The 19,639-nt window shown below is 40.0% G+C and carries 15 protein-coding genes; 11 read left to right on the forward strand and 4 right to left on the reverse strand.

From position 1 onward, the window contains the following. Positions 1-7: 7 nt before the first annotated feature. The gene (locus H6G14_RS14690) at positions 8-1,126 is read left to right on the forward strand and encodes a glutamate-cysteine ligase family protein (RefSeq protein WP_190568110.1); all 1,119 of its coding nucleotides are present in this window, start codon (positions 8-10) and stop codon (positions 1,124-1,126) included. A 114-nt stretch (positions 1,127-1,240) separates the two neighbouring features. Here H6G14_RS14690 and H6G14_RS14695 read toward each other — a convergent pair whose 3' ends face one another. The 4 genes from H6G14_RS14695 to H6G14_RS14710 all read right to left on the reverse strand — a co-directional run bounded on the left by H6G14_RS14695 (position 1,241) and on the right by H6G14_RS14710 (position 5,978). After that, positions 1,241-1,933, reverse strand: coding sequence for a class I SAM-dependent methyltransferase (locus tag H6G14_RS14695; protein ID WP_190568111.1), 693 nt, complete (start codon positions 1,931-1,933; stop codon positions 1,241-1,243). 121 nt (positions 1,934-2,054) lie between these two features. Continuing rightward, positions 2,055-3,161 (reverse strand): iron-containing redox enzyme family protein, encoded by a 1,107-nt coding sequence (locus H6G14_RS14700; protein WP_190568112.1) that lies wholly within the window; start codon positions 3,159-3,161, stop codon positions 2,055-2,057. A 140-nt stretch (positions 3,162-3,301) separates the two neighbouring features. Next, a complete protein-coding gene (locus H6G14_RS14705) occupies positions 3,302-5,131 on the reverse strand; it encodes a peptidoglycan D,D-transpeptidase FtsI family protein (RefSeq protein ID WP_190568113.1) in 1,830 nt (609 codons plus the stop codon). A 169-nt stretch (positions 5,132-5,300) separates the two neighbouring features. Then, positions 5,301-5,978 (reverse strand): hypothetical protein, encoded by a 678-nt coding sequence (locus H6G14_RS14710; protein ID WP_190568114.1) that lies wholly within the window; start codon positions 5,976-5,978, stop codon positions 5,301-5,303. Between the two features lie 165 nt (positions 5,979-6,143). Here H6G14_RS14710 and H6G14_RS14715 point away from each other — a divergent pair, with 165 nt between their 5' ends. From H6G14_RS14715 to H6G14_RS14760, 10 genes are all read left to right on the forward strand, one after another. Next, positions 6,144-6,326 carry a hypothetical protein gene (locus tag H6G14_RS14715; protein ID WP_190568115.1) on the forward strand — a complete coding sequence of 61 codons (183 nt, stop codon included), beginning with the start codon at positions 6,144-6,146 and terminating at the stop codon, positions 6,324-6,326. 654 nt (positions 6,327-6,980) lie between these two features. After that, positions 6,981-7,295, forward strand: coding sequence for a hypothetical protein (locus H6G14_RS14720; RefSeq protein ID WP_190568116.1), 315 nt, complete (start codon positions 6,981-6,983; stop codon positions 7,293-7,295). A gap of 164 nt (positions 7,296-7,459) precedes the next feature. Beyond that, positions 7,460-9,754: a 1,4-alpha-glucan branching enzyme gene (gene glgB / locus H6G14_RS14725; RefSeq protein WP_190568117.1), complete on the forward strand. Its 2,295-nt coding sequence runs from the start codon at positions 7,460-7,462 to the stop codon at positions 9,752-9,754. Positions 9,755-10,031: 277 nt separating this feature from the next. Then, positions 10,032-10,931 (forward strand): hypothetical protein, encoded by a 900-nt coding sequence (locus H6G14_RS14730; RefSeq protein ID WP_190568118.1) that lies wholly within the window; start codon positions 10,032-10,034, stop codon positions 10,929-10,931. Positions 10,932-10,943: 12 nt separating this feature from the next. After that, entirely contained in the window at positions 10,944-12,866 is a 1,923-nt protein-coding gene (locus tag H6G14_RS14735) for an Hsp70 family protein (protein ID WP_190568119.1), read from the forward strand. 411 nt (positions 12,867-13,277) lie between these two features. Further along, a complete protein-coding gene (locus H6G14_RS14740; protein ID WP_338421195.1) occupies positions 13,278-13,712 on the forward strand; it encodes a methanogen output domain 1-containing protein in 435 nt (144 codons plus the stop codon). A gap of 197 nt (positions 13,713-13,909) precedes the next feature. After that, a complete protein-coding gene (locus tag H6G14_RS14745; RefSeq protein WP_190568120.1) occupies positions 13,910-15,178 on the forward strand; it encodes a hybrid sensor histidine kinase/response regulator in 1,269 nt (422 codons plus the stop codon). 174 nt (positions 15,179-15,352) lie between these two features. After that, complete coding sequence (locus H6G14_RS14750) at positions 15,353-17,245, forward strand: ATP-binding protein (protein WP_190568121.1); 1,893 nt, start codon at positions 15,353-15,355, stop codon at positions 17,243-17,245. A 283-nt stretch (positions 17,246-17,528) separates the two neighbouring features. Continuing rightward, positions 17,529-18,065, forward strand: a complete 537-nt coding sequence (locus tag H6G14_RS14755) for a methanogen output domain 1-containing protein (protein ID WP_190568122.1) — start codon at positions 17,529-17,531, stop codon at positions 18,063-18,065. 207 nt (positions 18,066-18,272) lie between these two features. Next, positions 18,273-19,625 carry a sensor histidine kinase gene (locus H6G14_RS14760; RefSeq protein WP_190568123.1) on the forward strand — a complete coding sequence of 451 codons (1,353 nt, stop codon included), beginning with the start codon at positions 18,273-18,275 and terminating at the stop codon, positions 19,623-19,625. Positions 19,626-19,639 lie beyond the last annotated feature (14 nt).

Here is a 19,639-nt window from a genome sequence, read left to right on the forward strand (position 1 = left end):
AGATTATATGGTATTCTCATTTGGCATCGAACATGAAGTCGCTTTTCTCAACAGAGAAGGAAAGCTGGCAGATTTTGACTCTACAACATTTGCAGAGTTCAATCAAGTCGTGGACAGATTACCCATATACCCTAATGATCATTTGCAATTACGCGTGGGTGATGCAGGTATTAGAAAAAAGCGATGGTATATTGAGGGGTTTGAAAGATTTGCTGATTCAGATGAGGTAATTGATTGTCTGTCAAAGGGGATAGAAATTAGAACAACCATTCATTCTAGTATTCAAAGTGCTATCACAGAACTATCAGATAGCTTTAATTTATTATGTGGCGTTGCGGCTGAATTTGGCTTTTCACCGGTATTAACTAGCTTTCATCCTTATAAAACATCTTTTGCACCCAATCCACCATTAAATGAGTATGAACGTAAACAGTTACAAGCTGATCCTGATGATCAAACCGCTAATATTTACATGGTCACATACGGGCCAGATTTAAATATTTCTGTTGCCAATTTGCCGAGTGAACGTGTAATTGATATTGGCAAAAAATTAACTTTTTACAGTCCTTATATTGTGCCTTTTAGCTACAGTTCACCTTTTTATAATGGCACTTTGTGGGAAGGATTATCAATCAGGACTTTTATTAGAACAGGCAAAAGACCAGCAACTTTAATATTTGTTCAAGAAAAAGAACAACTAATTAATAGTGTGCCGGCATTGACCAAAATTGCTCGCCTACCTGCTGAAGTAGGGCGTATAGAATTTAAAGCTTTTGATAGTTGTGATGACTTCTCTATTTATGCGGCATTGCTGGCGCTATTGAAAGGTTTAGTCATAGATGAATCTTTGCCAGGTAGAGCTACTGTCCCTGATGCCGAATTACATAAACTGTCTGCAAAATTTGGCTTCGATGATGAAAATATTCTTACGAATGCTACAAATATTTTGCAGGCTGCGGAGTTTGCATTGAAAGATGATCCAGATGTTGATCTATTAGCACCCTTAAAAGTAATGTTGACAAAAAGGAGAACAAAATCCCATACATTAATAGAATTATTTAGACATTTAGGTTCAATAGAAGAGGCATTAAAGTGTACTTATCAGACAGAGAGGAATCCAATTTGATACTCAGAACTCTATAAGTGTTGGTAGGGTGGGCAATGCCCACCTTATGATGATTAAGGGGCATTAATTACCAAAACTAAGGATATTTCAAATATCAGGGATGAATCCCATAAATTACAAACTTGTCATTACTTGGGTTAACTCCTTAGATAAATCAACCACAGATGCTTTTTTCTGAAATAACACACCAGCCAAAAAATAATATTCTCCAGAATAAAACGCCATATTATTTTTTCGCAGTTTTTCTATATGATTTTTAACTTTTGCTTCTGAACTATAGTAGCCAAATCTTAATGGTAGAATCACGAAGTTACTAATATGATATCCATTATTTTGTGCCTGCTTGATTGTACTGATAGGATTAGAAAAGCTAGACACTAAAAGTAAAACATTTTCATAACCTAAACACAGAAGCTCATTGGTAATCGTCGCCCCATCCTCACCACCGAATAATAAGGGCATATAAATATCAGCATCTGGTGCTGGTAAATATGGTGGATTAGCAATTAGATAGTTAGCTTCAGGTGTAGTAGTTTCAAATAGGCTGGAGTTCTTAACTATATATTTATCAGTAAGATGATATTCATCAATCGTTAAGTTGGCGGCTTTCCATGCAGATGTATTTAACTCAAACCCATGTATAACGCCATTGAACTGATTTCTTAGTAATGAGTTAATCACCGGGCTACCATCACCAGAACCAAATTCAACAATGGAATCAGATTGATCACTATTTCTGAGAATGAAATTTTCTAGACAATTTGAGTAGAAATTAGATTCTTCAGGACAAAAAAAAACATCTTTCATGGGATTTTGCCTCAACATTAATGTCAGTTAAATTAAACAAAAATTTAGACACAAAATTGCTCCTTTAGTGATGAATTATTCACTAAAGAGATTTTGCTATTAGCAGAAAATACCTGAGTTCTTAATTAATTGATTCAGCTTGGCGAATAGAACTGACAACAGCTTCAGCCGCGCGATCACTCATTAATTTTTCCTGGTCATATCCCAGCACCAACTCCCAAGCATCATCGGGGTAACGTTCCACTAAGGGTAAAGCCACATCATCCAACATCCAACGTCCGTGGCGTTCATCTTCCTTGATGTGCAGTTCCCAATAACCCATCGCTGCATTTGATAATCCCAATCTTTGCGCTGCTGCAAGATAATTGCGATAAGCCGCAGGCCCAGCTACTTCAAAATATGTCAGTCCACCACTGTAACGCAGGTAATAACGTCTGCGTTCAGTCAGCAAAAAATTGTGATTGGCACAAGCTAAAACTTCCCAGGGGACTAAATCAAAGTATGCTTCTGGTGTGGTGTTCATGCCAAACTCAGCCAACATTTGGGCAAAAAAGGTCGAATGCTTGCGAGATAAACGACCGTTGCCGTACTCTTCCAATAGCACCCGCACGAGGGTACACTGCACCTCATTAGCCGCGCCGCCTAAAATCCGGGAAAGACGACTACCTTCAACCAAACCATCGAAAGAAGCGATCGCCAACAAATGGCGGTAGCCAGCTTCGCTCATATCTTCACGAATGTAGCAACTAGCGGCTGATAGTGGCGGGTCTAAATCAGCAGCAGCACGGTCTATTAATGCTTGTTTGACATCTAATTTTTGTATTGCGGCGATATCTACTTGTGCAAGTTCCCACTTTTGCCAAGCAGCCTCAATTTGGTTACGACATGAGGATAAATAGAGCGATCGCTCATTAGTATATTGTCGCAAATCATCAAACCAAAACAGATTCAGCCGATTAATCCGATAAAGAATCCGTTGCAAAAACCTATGTGCTAACTGATCTTGGCGTTCTTTTTTATAAGCCGTATTAATTGCCGTTGAAACCGCCTGTTCAAAATCACTGACAATTGCAGCTTGTTTATCTAAATTATCGTCTAAGTTCTCAGTTGCCAAAAGTAATAAAAATTGCTGCTCGGTACGTTCGTAATCAGTAATATCTCTTTTCTTTACTTGTGTACCTGGCCTGACAACTTCGACAATTGGGAACATAACTAAATTGCTTTGCATGGAATCTTCAGTGACTTGGCAAAGGTGTGAAATTAGTTCCACCCTTAATATCTAAGATTCCACACGAGTAACATTGTCTACCTCTTTCTCCGGTTATAAAGAAAGAAGTCATTGGTTATGAGTCAATAGTCATTACCTATTTAAGGTTTTTCCTCAATTGGCTGACTGGGTGCAAGACGTTCAATAGGAATTAGTGCTTCCATAACGGATTTGACAATGGGGGCTGCGACAGTTGAACCGTATGCGTTCGCTCCTTTTGGCTCATCAACTAAGGCCAAAATTACATAGCGGGGTGATTCAACGGGTAAAATAGCAACAAAGCTGGTAATCCGAGCGCCCACAATATAGCCCCCGTTAGGACTGGCTTTTTGGGCTGTACCTGTTTTACCGGCAATGCGATAGCCAGGGATTTGAGCAACCTTGCCAGTACCTTCTGTAACTACCGTTTCCATCATTTCCACAACTTTTTGGGTCGTTGCGGCTGAGAAAATTTGTCTTGGTGCTGGGTGATTGGGCGTGTAGTGAATTTGTCCTTTAGTATCAATTAGTCCCCGGACAACGTGAGGTGTGACCAATTTCCCACCGTTAGCTAAGGCTCCTTGCATCTGCACTAATTGCAAGGGAGTCAAAGAAAAGCCTTGGCCAAAGGAAGTAGTTGCTGGTTCAATGGGGGAGTGAATAAATTTTTCTTGGCTTTTGAGTGTTCCACTCACGGCAAAGGGTAAATCTGTATCTACAGGTTGTCCCAGCCCTAAACGCTCCAGCCAATTGTAGTAAATCGAAGGTTTTAAACGTTGGATCATCTGCACCATGCCAATATTGCTGGAGTTTTGCAGAATTTGAGCAATATTGATGCGTCCGTAACCGTTGCGTTGAGCGTTTCTAATTGTGTGAGAACCGATGCGAATTGCACCAGAATCATTAAACACATCATCTGCTTTGATTACACCATTTTCCAGAGCGATCGCCACATTCAATGGTTTAAATGTTGAACCAGGCTCATAGAGATCAGCCACCGTCCAGTTTTTAAACAGAGAAAGATCAGCTTTTGAGTATTCATTCGGATTATAAGTAGGTTGGGATGCCAAAGCGAGGATAGAGCCATCCATCGCATCCATCACAATCACTGCTCCTCGTTTCCCGCCAAACTTTTCGAGCTGTTCTTTCAGCGCAGTTCGAGTAGCCCTCTGCAAACGACTATCAATAGTCAATTGCATCCGCAAATCATCAGAATTTAAAAAACCTTCAGGAGCATAATCAGGCATCAAAGCCCCATTACCCGCCCTACTTAAACGTACTGTTTTCACAGAACGTTCGAGCCATTTCTCTTGGCTACGTTCCACACCAGCCTGACCACGACGGTCAACGTCTACATATCCCACTACATCAGCCACTAAATCATCCTGGGGATAATAGCGGGAATATTTGGGAATCATTTCCAAGCCATCTAGGCTTAATTTCCTGACGCGCTCGGCTAGTTCCTCTGGTAAAGAGGAGGTCAAAGTAATACCACTTTTTTGACCTTGAAAAATCTTGACTAAATCAGCAGGGTCTCTATCAATAATGGGAGCTAGGCGATCGCTTATTTCTTCATTAGTTTTTTTAAATAGCTTCGGGTGGGCATATAAAGTATAAACAGGGCGGTCAACAGCTAACACATTATCATTGCGATCCACCACCAAGCGGCGAGGCATATAGGGACGCAAGCTTACCATTTGTTGGTTTCGCGCTCTTTCTGTCAGTTTTGCTCCCTGCAAAATTTGCAAGTTATACACATTAATTGCCAACCCCAATCCAGCCGTCATCAATATACCCCAGACAGTCAAAAGTCTGGTTTTGGTAGTTGTTAATGGCTCTTGGGTATTGGGGGCAGTTGTCTTTACTGCCACCTTTTGCGTTACCCTTTTATGCCTGGTGAACTCCGGCTTTTGAAACTTTCTCAACTTCAATCTACTTGGTGACTTTTGCATGACTCTGCTCAGTTAGTCAGTTGTGAGTTATTCAGTTTTCAGCTATCAGTCTCATCACAGGTGTGAACAACAATAACACACACTCGATAGCTGTTTACATGGAAAGTCCATTCCTATGAACTTTGTTCATCGCCAAGCATAAAAGTGGTTTTTCCCACTCCCCATATTATTAATATCCCATTCGTGGAGGATTTAATGGTTGTGCTTGCGGATTCGCTGTGGTGCTGGGGGATACTACCTCTGGTTTCTGAGGTAGTGGAGATAAGAAAATAGTCCTAGCTGGAGTTGGTGATATCAATCCCGCCGATGGCGTTTCTGCTTCCTCAGCCATTTTGTGAGTTAGTGTCGCGTTAGTTGTGGTAATTTGTCGCTCATCGCGTTGTAGTTTTTGTAGCCGGCTGTAGCCTTGACTCCACAACTCCTGAGTATATACTGTCAATCCATAAACCGTTAAAGTTCCTGCTACTAATAAAAATGCAGCAATTGAAGAGTAACGATGTATGCTATGTAGTCGCAGTAACCATAAAGGCAAAGCTTTGGCGGTGGGTACTACAGGCAGTTGCTGTGAATTTGATTGAAGACCTCTTTGTCTGCGATTGGGCTTGGCTGTGACATTAGAGGTTTGCTGTATTGCCGGACTCTGTACCCTTGTTTTCACAGAGGAAGATACATTGTTCGAGGAACGTCTTTGTTTTGTTGGAGGCATTAATACAGGTTCAGGAGCAGCTGTAGAATCATTGCGTGTCCTTGACCCCGGACTAGTCCGTCGCTTTCTTAACGATGGGGTAGAACCTCGCCGAAACCAACCACCGGTTACAGAAACATTCGATTTGTGAACAGCAGCCATAATTTTTACAGATATAAAATTGATGTATTCTAGACTTGGTCTTGTACATAATAACTAAATCAAATAAATATGTAATATGTGCGGTTTTAAAAACTTGCAATAAATAGGTTATCGTATTCAACAGGCGAAAAATTTTATTGCCACAATTGGTGAAAGAGGAGTTATATGAGAACTAAAATCTTTGGTTTTGCTCTAATGTTAAGTCTGGGTGCATTTCTCGGAGCCTGCGGTGAGACAACAACAACCCCCCCTGCTGCTACAGGTGAGCCAACTGACACTGGAGCGGCAACCCCTGCGGCAACAACCCCTGCGGCAACCCCTGAAGCTACTCCTACGACTACCCCTTAGATAATTGATAACGTTTTTAAGAAAGATTTCCGGTAAGTCTTTCTTTCATTGGTGCAGGTCATGAGTTTCAACAAAAGTACTAGCCTCATCAAGTAGCAAAAAGTTGTCTACTGGAAAGGCAGAAGGCAAAAGGAGAGAAAAGCAGCAACAAGGGGTGGAAGCTAAAAACCTCTTGACAAAGGGCAAAGTTATTTTCTCAAGCCTTCTCCTCTCTGTCTTTCTTCTATCAAAGTCTACTCAGAACTGATTGAAACGCAAATATTAAGTAGGCTTGTAATTTAAGACACTTGTAGTCAAGACTTACTCTTCAGCCAAGTGTCAAATATTTTAGAAAACTAAAAAACTAATACGTCGGTGCAAACTGCCGTTACATATAAGAAAATTAAATATACTACAGTGATACTACTGTCGTCCGTCTTGGTGCCGAAGCTTTTGAGTAACTTATTCACCTTATAAGAATTAGTAATTATTTAAACGCATCATCAAAAATCACCTTATATTCCTGAAAGAATACCAAAGTCAGACTAGATATATATGAAGTCAACTACATTTGATCTGTAGTTCAGTGTTTTAGTTCCTTGGTGATTGAAGAACAACATGAGTACAGCACATAGGTGTTTGATGTCATTAATGCAGAACTTCACAAGACATCCAATGAAGTGGATAAGACTATCTATTATCGCTATCAGCAGTAGTATTCTGGTTTGGTCGAGTAGTAATTGGGGAAATTTAGTCTTGGCGTTACCTCCAGTCAAGGATATCCCAGAAGAAATATTACGAACAGAAATTATTATAGATGCGCGATCGCCTATAGATGGTCAGCCTCTCACTGCGGCTGAGTATGCACAACTACAAGAACAACTACAAATCAGCCCTCCCCCGAAACTTAGCAGCAACATACGACAAACCATTTTCCTGACCCGCATCCGCAAATTTCTACTCCAGTTTTTCCCCTTCTTAAATCTGTAAGGTTTAGTCAACAGTCAACAGTCAACAATCAGCTGTCATTCCCCCGTATCAATGACACATTGTGCGATACGATAACGGTGGCGACAAAATTGCAAATAAATGTAAAGAATATATATATACAAAACTCAATTTAGTCAACCAATTTATTCTACGTAGGTAGCTTAATGCCCATGACCACGATCGCTCCTGAACAGGTTAACCGCATCGTCTGGAACCAGCATCATGATCCTTTTGAAATCCTTGGTTCTCATCCCATAGAACAAAACGGCAAAACCGTTTGGGTTGTGAGAGCCTACCTACCAAATGCTAGTGCAGCATGGGTAGTTCTTCCAGAACAACGGCAGGAATACCTCATGCAGACGGTGCATGATCCACATTTTTTTGAATGTATTATTGAAACTTCTGAACTATCAAACTACCAGTTAAAAACTAAAGAGGGAGAACATGAGCGTGTCTCCTACGATCCTTACGCTTTTCGTTCCCCTCGTTTAACAGACTTTGACTTACATTTGTTTGCTGAAGGTAATCACCATCGCATTTACGAAAAACTGGGAGCGCATTTCACAGAAGTGGATGGCGTTAAAGGTGTTTACTTTGCAGTTTGGGCCCCTAATGCTCGAAATGTCTCTGTTTTGGGAGATTTTAACCTCTGGGACGGACGTAAACATCAGATGCGTAAAGGCGCTACTGGCGTTTGGGAATTATTCATTCCCGAAATCGGGGTAGGGGAGCATTACAAATACGAAATCAAAAATTTTGCAGGGCATATTTATGAAAAATCCGACCCCTTTGGTTTTCAACAAGAAGCCCGCCCCAAAACAGCCTCAATTGTTAGCAATTTAAATTCATACAACTGGAGTGACGAAGACTGGTTAGAACAACGTCGTCATACAGATCCCTTAACCCAGCCGATTTCAGTTTATGAAGTACACTTGGGTTCTTGGTTACACGCTGCTAGTGCAGAACCAGCTAAACTACCTAATGGTGAAACTGAGCCTGTAGTCATTGCTTCAGAACTCAATCCAGGCGCACGTTTTTTAACATATCGGGAACTAGCCAGCAGACTCATTCCCTATGTTAAAGAACTGGGATATACCCACATAGAATTATTACCGATCGCCGAACATCCTTTTGATGGGTCTTGGGGTTACCAGGTAACAGGGTACTATGCTCCTACTTCGCGTTTTGGTACTCCTGAAGACTTTATGTATTTTGTTGATCAGTGTCACCAAAACAACATTGGTGTACTGGTCGATTGGGTTCCCGGTCACTTCCCCAAAGATGGGCATGGTTTAGCCTTCTTTGATGGTACTCACTTATACGAACACGCAGACTCCCGTAAAGGTGAACATAAAGAGTGGGGGACTCTAGTTTTCAATTATAGCCGGAACGAAGTCCGCAACTTTTTGGTAGCAAATGCCCTGTTCTGGTTTGACAAATACCACATAGACGGTATTCGTGTTGATGCAGTGGCTTCCATGCTTTATCTCGACTACTGTCGTAAAGAAGGAGAATGGTTGCCTAACCAGTACGGTGGTAGAGAAAATTTAGAAGCAGCAGATTTTCTCCGTCAGGTAAATCACTTGCTTTTTAGCTATTTTCCTGGTGTGCTTTCCATTGCGGAAGAATCGACAGATTGGCCGATGGTGTCTTGGCCTACCTACACAGGCGGTTTGGGATTTAACCTCAAGTGGAACATGGGTTGGATGCACGATATGCTGGATTATTTCAGCATGGATCCTTGGTTTAGGCAATTCCACCAAAATAACGTCACCTTTAGTATGTGGTATAACCACAGTGAAAACTTCATGCTGGCTCTATCCCATGATGAAGTCGTACATGGTAAGAGCAATATCATCGGCAAAATGCCTGGCGATAAGTGGCAAAAGTTGGCAAATGTGCGTTGTTTGTTTACCTATATGTTTGCTCACCCAGGAAAGAAAACCATGTTTATGAGCATGGAATTTGGTCAATGGAGTGAGTGGAATGTTTGGGCTGACTTGGAGTGGCCTTTGTTACAGTTTGAACCACACCAACAGTTGAAAAAATTCTTCACAGAACTGAATAAACTTTACCGTTCTGAACCTGCTTTATACACTTTAGATTTTGCTAGGGAAGGGTTTGATTGGATTGATTGTAGCGATAATCGCCACAGCGTAGTCTCGTTTATTCGCCGTGAAAAAGATACCGAGAATTTCGTTGTGGTAGTTTGTAACTTCACACCCCAACCGCATTCTCATTACCGTATTGGTGTCCCAGAAAAAGGTTTTTACACCGAGTTATTCAATAGTGATGCTCGTCAGTATGGCGGTAGCAATATGGGTAACTTAGGTGGTAAGTGGACTGATGATTGGTCAATGCACAATCGCCCCTATTCACTGGATTTATGCTTACCACCTCTGGGAGTTTTGATTCTGAAGATGGATAAGGAAAAAACGGCTCAAGCATTAGGTTCTTAATCTCACGCGAGTTCAATAGATGCAGAATCAACCGCTTTGAGGCTGCGGTATACACACAAGTTGAAGAAAACCTTAACAAGTCAACAGTCTAAGATAACTAATAATAGCTATGGACTGTTGACTATGCTCATACAATACATCACATTGTTTTATCTTAGGGATGGGCTAAATGCTCATCCTTTACGTTTGTCAAGCATTTCCAATAATCACTCTAGAATAGATATACCGCACACAAGTGTAAAATGACCCGGTAAAAATTTAATTTTTAAGCAGCGTAATGAAAACGATAACTTCACTTTTTAGCGAAGAAAGTAATCAACTTCAGACAGAAATTAATAATTTAAGTAATATTGAAGATGTAGTTAAACTCGTTCAAAATAAACTTGACAATCTAGAAAGAATTTATATTAGCGAACTCAATATAACTCAAGTGCGTTTCGCTGCATTTTTCTTAGATGTGTTGCGTCAGTCAATACCTATTCTTGGAGCAGTTGAAATCGCTCAGATTGAGGCAACAGAACATAAACAAATAACTAATCTAGCACTTACGTCTTCCCCCAATCGATTAATTTTAAAAGTGCTAAAAGTACTAATTTATATAGGTATTTTAGGTTGGTTATTTTATCTAACAAATACTACTCCAGGCGCATGGATGGGGATTTTACTTACTGCCGTGCTGCTAGGATTGGAAGTGGTGCTGCAACTTGATAAAAATAGGTCAAGCTTACCGGAGGTCAGGGAAGTAGCTCAACCTATCCTCAAAGTAGATAGCAGAATTATTTTAGCCCAACTGGCTGATGCACTCAACACTATCGATTTAGTAATTGCTGGATTTGCTGAATCTGACAAAGCCAAAGATGAGCGGAATATGGAAGAATTGCCGGAACTCTTGAATTTCTTGCAAAGACTCGTAGGTGCATCGTCTTTGAATAAACCCCAGATGGTGATGGAACTAACGAAAATGTTGCCACAAATTTTGATGTCTCAGGGGATTCGCACTCAAATTTACCAAGCAAAAGCACCTCATAGTGATCGCACTTACTTCGATTTTGAGCCAAGTATCGACCCTGATAACCAAGATTATGTCACAATTACGCCAGCTTTGTTGAAAGGCGATCGCTTGCTGAGGCGCGGTAGGGTAATTGAACCAGCATACTCCCAAGCCAGAGAATCCTAGACAATATATAGTATGGAAATTTTAGAAACAGTCGGTTTTGATTTGGGACATGGTGAAACAGCAGTAGCTAAGGCAATTGTGGAGAGTATCGAACCGCCCCAAATGTTGGAGATTAATAACAAAAAAAACCAAATCACTGCACTAGGTTGGCATCCTCAATTAGGTTATCTAGTCGGGGAACAAGCCTTAATTCAAGCTGGTGTGACGCAACTAGCAATTACTTTCAAGCAAAAACCCAATAATGATCCCAAATATCGCAAAACTATTAGTACTTTTATTGCCACCTACTACCACTTATTAAAAGAAAGTAGACAAATTGAAACTCAAGATACTACTTACTTTTACGTTGGTTGTCCTTCAGGATGGTCAGTTAAAGAACGTTCAGAATATCAACAACTACTGCAAGAAGCTGGTATTCCATTACTAAATGTTGTTCCCGAATCACGTGCGGCTTTTATGCAGGCCAAAGAAGCAGGGAAACTGGAATATGAAAAACTTCTTTCGTCGGTGCTAATTGTTGATATTGGTTCCTCAACTACAGATTTTACCTTAGTTAAAAGCTTACAAGAAATTCCCTTAGATTTTGGTAATAACACTTTAGGTGCATCTTTAATTGATAAAGCTATTTTTGCTAATACTCTTGCTAAACACGAACAAAAATCATTACTCGAAAAAGTATTTAAAGAATATCCCCATCATCAAGCGCGTTGTGAATTAGCTTGTCGCAAAGCCAAGGAAGATTACTTTTCTAATGAACAACTTTACAGCGATTCTCAATCCTTTGCCCGTGGTTTTGAATCTATCAATGAACAAATTTATTTTATCCCCCAAGTCAACAAATTGATAATGAAGGAAATATTGCACCAACCTTTACCTGAACTAGGACAAAAAAGTTGGTTGCAATCATTTCACGCAGCTTTAAGCGAAGCAAAGCAAAAGTTAGACCAGCAAGGAATTATACCGAAACTGCTACTCATGACTGGTGGTGCATCGCGGATGAAATTTACCCACCAACTTTGTCAGGAATTTTTCCCCGAACCACAAACCTTACTGCGTCCAGATCCAGAGCCAGAAAGATGTATTGCATTAGGTTTAGCGCGGGTGGGACGTTGGGACTTACGAGCTAATGCTTTCAAACAAGAAGTAAATAAACTGTTGGAATCAAACAAACTCAAAGAATTAATTGGTAAGCACATTCCAGAGTTAATAGAATCATTAACCAAGCCATTAGCCGAGGGGTTAATTGAAAATGCAGTTAGACCGGGGCTAAAAGATTGGCAAACGAACCAAATACGTACTTTAGCTGATTTGGAAACAGCGATGAAGCAGCGAGCAGAACAATGGCTGCAAAGTGACATAGCACAACAGACAGTTAACAAACAATGTATAAGTTGGTTTAATCAGAAAATTCAACCCGATTTAGCCGCAGAAACTGACCCAATATGCCGAAAGTTCCAGATACCCAGAAGCAGTTTGAGGTTTGAAGATAGTATCGAGCCTGCTTTAGTCAACCCAGAATTACGCATTGGTGATGCTATTTTGGGGGACACCGTAGCATTCATAGTTAATGTATTAATTGGTGGTGGTACTCTCGCCAGTATTATTACTCTTATATTGACTGGACATTTAACATGGCCTATTGCATTAGTATATGGTGCATCGGTAATAGCAGCAGGTATGGAGCTAAATCGAGAGACTGTGAAAGAGGCAATTAAAACAAATGTCAATGTTCCTAGTTGGATTCGCCCTAGTTTTGTGAATGACCGAAAAATTGACGATATATGTAAGCAAGTCAATCCTGAGTTAGACAGGATTATTCAAGAACAACTAATAGCAAATCAAGACGCTTTTGACAAACTAATTAGTAAGGTAGAGCAAGGACTACAAAAAACTCTTTCTACAAAGGTTCAAGAGGCAATAATTTTGATTCAATAAAAAACTCCATCTACAGGGAGATTAAGTTTTTGTTAATGTTCAGTGGCAAAAATGACTAAAAAACACCCACAAGGGGATGGGGTATTAAATCAGTTCCTTTTAACCATTGACACGCGATCGCAAAGCGTCCCGTAGGGAAGCGCAATAATGTATCTAAATTGTCAATTTGCTTATGTAACTGTCTTAGGGCTTGAGAGCCGATTCAATTGATTACTGTGCTTGACTTTGTAAACTAGTTTGTGGGGGTTCGCTATTAGCCTAATGTTGATGTGAGTTTTGCAGCTAGTCAGGGAAAACTAAACTTAGTCGGATGTCAATAGCACTTAAGGAATAAATTTTGAGGCTTCGCTGGCTTTCCTTTCACCAAATGCTATTGATTTAGCTTCTATGTCAATTTTCAGGAACTCCATCATGGTTCAAACATCTCCGCTCGACCACCAAGTACAGTCTTTAGAATTACCAATTGAGCGTGATCGATTTCTCCGCACTATCATTCGGGAATTGGCTGGAACTTTACAAGATGTTGTTGGTATTGAAGAGGCAGCAGGATTTTTGAATGTAGTCGGCTATCGAACAGGACAGCAAGTTAATCAGATATATCATCACGGTTTGCAACTATCTAATCTTTCGCGTGAGCAGGTAACTGCTGTCCTGGTAGATTGGAAACGCCGGATTCAAGGTGACTTTTATGTAATTGAAGAAAGTGATGAAAAGATAGTTTTAGGCAATCGCAAATGTCCTTTTGCGGAACAGGTAGAAGGGCGCGAAGCTATGTGTGTCATGACATCTAATATTTTTGGTGCGATCGCAGCAGATAATCTCGGCTATGCCAGAGTCCAGTTATAAGACACAATCGCTAGAGGTGCAAAGGAATGCATAGTTGTGTCCCTAGTTCCTGGCTCCCCAATCCCAAGCAGATATATAGAACTCATCTTTGATTTCTCAAAAAAAGTAAGTACACTCCTAATTCTTCTTATTTGTTCCCTGTTTTCTGTTTTCTCCCTACACAAATAATTTGATGCATCGAAACGGATTCCTATAGTATGACAACAACTTCAGAAACTGGATTAATTTTGATTGTTGACGACAACCCAACAAACTTATCCGTTCTTTCTGCGGCTTTGAGTAGTGCTGGTTTTAAATTCCGAGTAGCAGTTAATGGAGAAAGCGCGATCGCACAAGTCGAACGCAACCCCCCAGAGTTAATTTTACTAGATGTGCAAATGCCAGGAATTGACGGATTTGAAACCTGTCGTCGCCTGAAAGCAAATCCGCATAGTCAAAATATTCCGATAATTTTTACCACGGCTTTAGGACATATAGATAGCAAAAATAAAGGATTTTCTCTAGGTGCTGTCGATTATATACCTAAACCGTTTGCCCAAGAGGAAGTTATCGCTAGAGTGCGCGTACATTTACAACTAAAACGGTTTACCGAATCATTAGAACAGCAACTTAGCGATCGCACTATTGCTTTACAGCAAGCTCAGATTCAATTAGTGCAGCAAGAAAAACTGTCAACACTGGGAGAATTAATCGCCGGAGTTGCTCACGAAATTAATAATCCGATTAGCTTTATCTCCAGTAATATTAAACATTTAGAAGAACACATTGCCTCTATTACCGAAATTCTGCGACTTTATCAACAAGAGTATCTCCATCCCTCAGATCAAATTACAGATGCCAGCAAGGAATTGGATCTAGAATTTGCCCTGCAAGATATAGTGAAAATTATCGACTCATTCAAGTTAGGTACAGATAGACTGACAAATCTTTCTTTCTCACTCCGCAACTTCTCCCGTGCAGATATTGACACTAAACAACCTGTAGATTTACACCAAGGGCTTGATAGTACGTTGCTGATTTTACAACATCGCCTGAAAAGTGTAGGCGATCGCCCTCCCATCGAAGTTGCCAAATCTTATGGCCAGTTACCAGAGGTTAATTGTTATCCAGGGCAAATCAACCAAGTGTTCATGAATATTCTGGCCAATGCCATTGATGCCCTTGATGAAGCCATGATTCATGGCAAAATGAGCGCTTCTATCCCCCAAATCCAAATTACAACAGAGTTAGATGCTCAAAATTGCGTCATCATTAGGATTACTGATAATGGCATGGGTATCCCTGACTTAATTCAAGAGCGATTATTTGAACCTCTATTTACGACCAAGCCTGTCGGTAAAGGCACTGGACTGGGTTTATCAATCGCCCATCAAATTATTGTAGAAAAACACAATGGCACATTAGCAGTAAATTCTCAGCCTGGTCAGGGAACTGAATTTACTATCAAAATTCCTAGCAAGGAGTAGGGATTAGGGACTGGGGATTAGGGATTGGGGATTGGTAATAGTCATTAGACTTGTCCCCCCATCTTCCTCATCCTTTCAAGGGTAGGTTTTTCAGAATCTCAAAAATAGTTGGGAAAATTCTCAACTTGTACTTTGAGATGGTAATCATATAAGGCCAAATCAGTGATTCATCCAATGATGTTGACGTTATTTAAAGACTTCTATTTAATCGGTTTCATTCCCCACGGACATTGTTATCTCTGGCAAACAGGGTTGGTATGGCTCAACATCATAGGGGATGCAACAATCGCCATAGCCTATTATTCAATTCCTTGTCTACTGGTTTACTTTATTTTCCAACGCAAAGATGTTCCTTTCAACGGAGTTTTTCTGTTATTTGGTGCTTTTATTATTGCCTGTGGTACAGGACACCTAATGGATATTTGGACATTATGGTATCCAAACTATTGGATTGCAGCCGGACTGAAAGCCTTCACAGCTTTAATTTCCATATACACATCATTTGCGTTAGTTTATCTCATTCCCCTAGCTTTAAAACTACCCAGTCCTGAACAGTTAGAAACTGCTAATCAAGCGCTGAAAAGTGAAATTGTAGAGCGTAAGCGAATAGAACAGGAGCTACGTATAGCAGAAGAAATTGCTACCAACTCCAGCCAAGCTAAAAGTGAATTTCTGGCTAATATGAGCCACGAACTACGCACGCCCCTTAATGGCATTCTGGGTTATACACAAATTCTACAACGTACAGAATCCCTCACCGAGAAAGGACACAAAGGTGTAGATATTATTCAGCAGTGTGGTTCCCATTTGTTGAGTCTAATTAATGATGTACTGGATCTTGCCAAGATTGAAGCAAGAAAGCTGGAACTGAACCCGATTGATTTCTACTTTCCGGCATTTATTGACAGCGTGACAGAAATTTGTCGTATCCGCGCAGAACAGAAAGGTATTGGGTTTTATGTGCAACTATCGGCAGATTTACCTGTCGGAATTCGTGCTGATGACAAACGTTTACGTCAAGTTTTGATCAACCTACTTGGTAACGCTATTAAGTTTACAGAAAAAGGTAGTGTCACTTTCAAAATTGAAGTTAAAGCTACTCAAGAAGAATTTCAGAAATTACCAATTCATAAAATTAGATTTGAGGTAACGGATACCGGAGTTGGGATGAACCCTGAGCAACTACAAAAAATCTTTTTACCTTTTGAACAAGTAGGAGAACAGAAACGCCAGATTGAAGGTACAGGGTTAGGACTAGCAATTACCCACAAAATTATTACATTGATGGGTAGTCAAATAGAAGTGAAAAGTACGTTTGGTCAAGGTAGCAGTTTCTGGTTTGAACTAGAACTACCAGAAGCTAAAGATTGGGCAAAAGCTTCGAGAGCAATTCCTCAGGGAACTGTTGTTGGTTATGAAGGGAAAAAGCGAAAGATTTTAGTAGTAGATGACAAATGGCAAAACCGCTTGATAGTAACTAATTTACTAGAGCCAATTGGATTTGTAGTCATAGAAGCTAGTAACGGTAAGGAAGCCTTATCACAATTAAACAGTCATCAACCAGACTTAATTATTACTGATTTAATGATGCCTTTAATGAATGGATTTGAATTCATTAATCAGTTACGTTATTCTTACCAATTCGAGAAGACACCTATTATTGCCTCTTCAGCTAGTGTTTTTGAAACAGATCAATATAAAAGCATAGATGCCGGTGCAAACGCATTTTTACCAAAACCTGTAGATGCTGAAATGTTGCTAGAAGTACTGCGAAAATATTTGCTATTGGAATGGATATATGATGATAAAGCTAAGAAAAATAATGCAAATCAGGCTGCAAATGCAGATAATCAAGAAAATATAACTCCTCCTACTATTGAAGTTTTACAACAGTTAATGGAACTAGTAAAAGATGGCGATATTGAAGGAATTTTAGAGATAGCGCAGCAAATTTCTATATTCGATGAGAAACTAAATAAATTTGCTGGGAAAATTACTCACTTCGCTAGTAATTTCCAAATCCAACTTTTAGAAGAATTTGTACAACAATATCTACCTATAAATTGAAAATGGGCATGGGGCATTGAGACGGCAGTTTTTCTACCCTGCTCTCTGCCCCCCTGCTTTTTCTAGTCTCATATCACAGAGCCATTATTCTGTAACACTTTAAGCTTTTCTGAGTGCCATTCGGTATTAACCTAAGTTGATGTGAGTTTTGCAGCTAGTCAGGGAAAACTAAACTTAGTCGGATGTCAATAGCACTTAAGGAATAAATTTTGAGGCTTCGCTGGCTTTCCTTTCACCAAATGCTATTGATTTAGCTTCTATGTCAATTTTCAGGAACTCCATCATGATTCAAACATCTCCGCTCGACCACCAAGTACAGTCTTTAGAATTACCAATTGAGCGTGATCGATTTCTCCGCACTATCATTCGGGAATTGGCTGGAACTTTACAAGATGTTGTTGGTATTGAAGAGGCAGCAGGATTTTTGAATGTAGTCGGCTATCGAACAGGACAGCAAGTTAATCAGATATATCATCACGGTTTGCAACTATCTAATCTTTCGCGTGAGCAGGTAACTGCTGTCCTGGTAGATTGGAAACGCCGGATTCAAGGTGACTTTTACGTAATTGAAGAAAGTGATGAAAAGATAGTTTTAGGCAATCGCAAATGTCCTTTTGCGGAACAGGTAGAAGGGCGCGAAGCTATGTGTGTCATGACATCTAATATTTTTGGTGCGATCGCAGCAGATAATCTCGGCTATGCCAGAGTTGAGTTACAAAACACAATCGCTAGAGGCGCAAACGAATGTACAGTCGTCATTCATCTTCAACCTAGCGAATCATTAGATGGGTTTGCCGGACAAGAATACTTCAAAGCATAATAGTAGTATTAAATAGAGTATAGACAGCCTAATTAGATTAAAATACTCACACCCTACACCCTAGCCTCAACTCTATTACCTGTTCTCTGTTACCCTGCCATACGTCCTGGCTAAAGTTGATTCCCTAAAACATGGCTGAGTCTGTTAACTATTACTCCGTTAGTATTTTGGACACAGGAAAAGATCCTATTGCCATACTTCAAGCTGATGACACCTGATCAATTTTTAACCTTTGCCCAGGTTTTGCCAGAACCTCTGCTGCTTATAAATAGCACAGGGGAAATTTTGGCAGTCAATCAAGCTGCTACTAAACTGTTTAGCAAAACCAGTAAAGCACTGATTGGTCAGCAGTTGAGTGAGTTTGTCACTGATTCACCCCAAAAAGTGAGCGACTATCTGCGAGTTTGCGCCCAAAGTCGGCAAATGATTTTGGGTGCTTTTACTATTCACCAAGCTGTAGGAGAAGGAATTCCTTGTCGTAGTCAAGGAGCAGTTATCCAACCGCGATCGCATGATAGTCCAGCTATTAATTTACTGCGGTTAGAAAAGCGAACAAGTAATGAATTTGTTGTGCTGAATCAAAAAATTCATGCCCTGAGTCAGGAGATTCAACAGCGTCAGCGCATTCAGCTAGAATTGGCACAATCAAATGAAACCTTAAAACATACTCTAATTAAATTACAAAATGCTCTTGAATCCGTCCAAAAAGAAAAAATGTCCGGCTTAGGACAGTTAGTTGCCGGAATTGCCCATGAAATTAATAATCCAATTACTTTTATTCATGGGAATCTAACATACGCCAGTGAATACTATGATGATTTACTAAACCTAATTCATCTTTATCAGCAAGAATATCCCCATCCAAGCAAAGTTATTCAAGAGACAATTGAAACACTGGAGCTTGATTTTCTTCAAAAAGATATCGAAAATTTACTCTCTTCCATGATGATGGGTTCCCAGCGTATTGCTGAGATTGTAAAATCCTTGCGAAACTTTTCTCGATTAGACGAAGCAACCTTCAAACTAGTTGATATTCATGAGGGTTTAGAGGCTACATTGATGATTTTACAAAGCCGCTTCAACCCTAGTACTCAGTGTTCTGGTATTGAAGTAATTAAAGAATATGGTGAATTGCCTTTGATTTATTGTTCTCCTGGGCAAATCAATCAAGTATTTATGAATATTTTGAACAATGCGATTGATGCTTTAGAAGAAGCTGAAAAATTGCAAACAGAGCGTAGCGCATCGCCAGAATCATCACAAAATCATTGTCGCATCTGGATTCGCACAGAACAACTCAGCGATCGCTACATTGCCATTCGCATCAAGGATAACGGTAACGGTATTCCCACCCATATTCATCATCAAATATTTAATCCCTTCTTTACTACTAAGCCAATTGGTCAAGGGACAGGATTAGGGTTATCCATTAGTTACCAAATTATCGAAAGCCATCATGGGCGAATTAATATGATGTCCGATTCCGCTTGGGGAACGGAATTTAGTATTGAGTTGCCTATTGTGGAAGAATCAGACCGAAATTATGGGAATCCGTTTTGATTATTGAAAATATC

Source organism: Nostoc parmelioides FACHB-3921, from assembly GCF_014696625.1.
Lineage (GTDB): Bacteria > Cyanobacteriota > Cyanobacteriia > Cyanobacteriales > Nostocaceae > Trichormus > Trichormus parmelioides.

What these genes read in the sequence shown, in the direction of transcription:
- H6G14_RS14750 (WP_190568121.1), top strand. Translation starts at nt 15,353, where the DNA reads ATGATGTTGACGTTATTTAAAGACTTCTATTTAATCGGTTTCATTCCC.
- H6G14_RS14695 (WP_190568111.1), bottom strand. Translation starts at nt 1,933, where the DNA reads ATGAAAGATGTTTTTTTTTGTCCTGAAGAATCTAATTTCTACTCAAAT.
- H6G14_RS14740 (WP_338421195.1), top strand. Translation starts at nt 13,278, where the DNA reads ATGGTTCAAACATCTCCGCTCGACCACCAAGTACAGTCTTTAGAATTA.
- H6G14_RS14705 (WP_190568113.1), bottom strand. Translation starts at nt 5,131, where the DNA reads ATGCAAAAGTCACCAAGTAGATTGAAGTTGAGAAAGTTTCAAAAGCCG.
- H6G14_RS14690 (WP_190568110.1), top strand. Translation starts at nt 8, where the DNA reads ATGGTATTCTCATTTGGCATCGAACATGAAGTCGCTTTTCTCAACAGA.
- H6G14_RS14700 (WP_190568112.1), bottom strand. Translation starts at nt 3,161, where the DNA reads ATGCAAAGCAATTTAGTTATGTTCCCAATTGTCGAAGTTGTCAGGCCA.
- H6G14_RS14710 (WP_190568114.1), bottom strand. Translation starts at nt 5,978, where the DNA reads ATGGCTGCTGTTCACAAATCGAATGTTTCTGTAACCGGTGGTTGGTTT.
- H6G14_RS14720 (WP_190568116.1), top strand. Translation starts at nt 6,981, where the DNA reads ATGAAGTGGATAAGACTATCTATTATCGCTATCAGCAGTAGTATTCTG.
- H6G14_RS14760 (WP_190568123.1), top strand. Translation starts at nt 18,273, where the DNA reads ATGACACCTGATCAATTTTTAACCTTTGCCCAGGTTTTGCCAGAACCT.
- H6G14_RS14715 (WP_190568115.1), top strand. Translation starts at nt 6,144, where the DNA reads ATGAGAACTAAAATCTTTGGTTTTGCTCTAATGTTAAGTCTGGGTGCA.
- H6G14_RS14745 (WP_190568120.1), top strand. Translation starts at nt 13,910, where the DNA reads ATGACAACAACTTCAGAAACTGGATTAATTTTGATTGTTGACGACAAC.
- H6G14_RS14730 (WP_190568118.1), top strand. Translation starts at nt 10,032, where the DNA reads ATGAAAACGATAACTTCACTTTTTAGCGAAGAAAGTAATCAACTTCAG.
- H6G14_RS14755 (WP_190568122.1), top strand. Translation starts at nt 17,529, where the DNA reads ATGATTCAAACATCTCCGCTCGACCACCAAGTACAGTCTTTAGAATTA.
- H6G14_RS14735 (WP_190568119.1), top strand. Translation starts at nt 10,944, where the DNA reads ATGGAAATTTTAGAAACAGTCGGTTTTGATTTGGGACATGGTGAAACA.
- glgB (WP_190568117.1), top strand. Translation starts at nt 7,460, where the DNA reads ATGCCCATGACCACGATCGCTCCTGAACAGGTTAACCGCATCGTCTGG.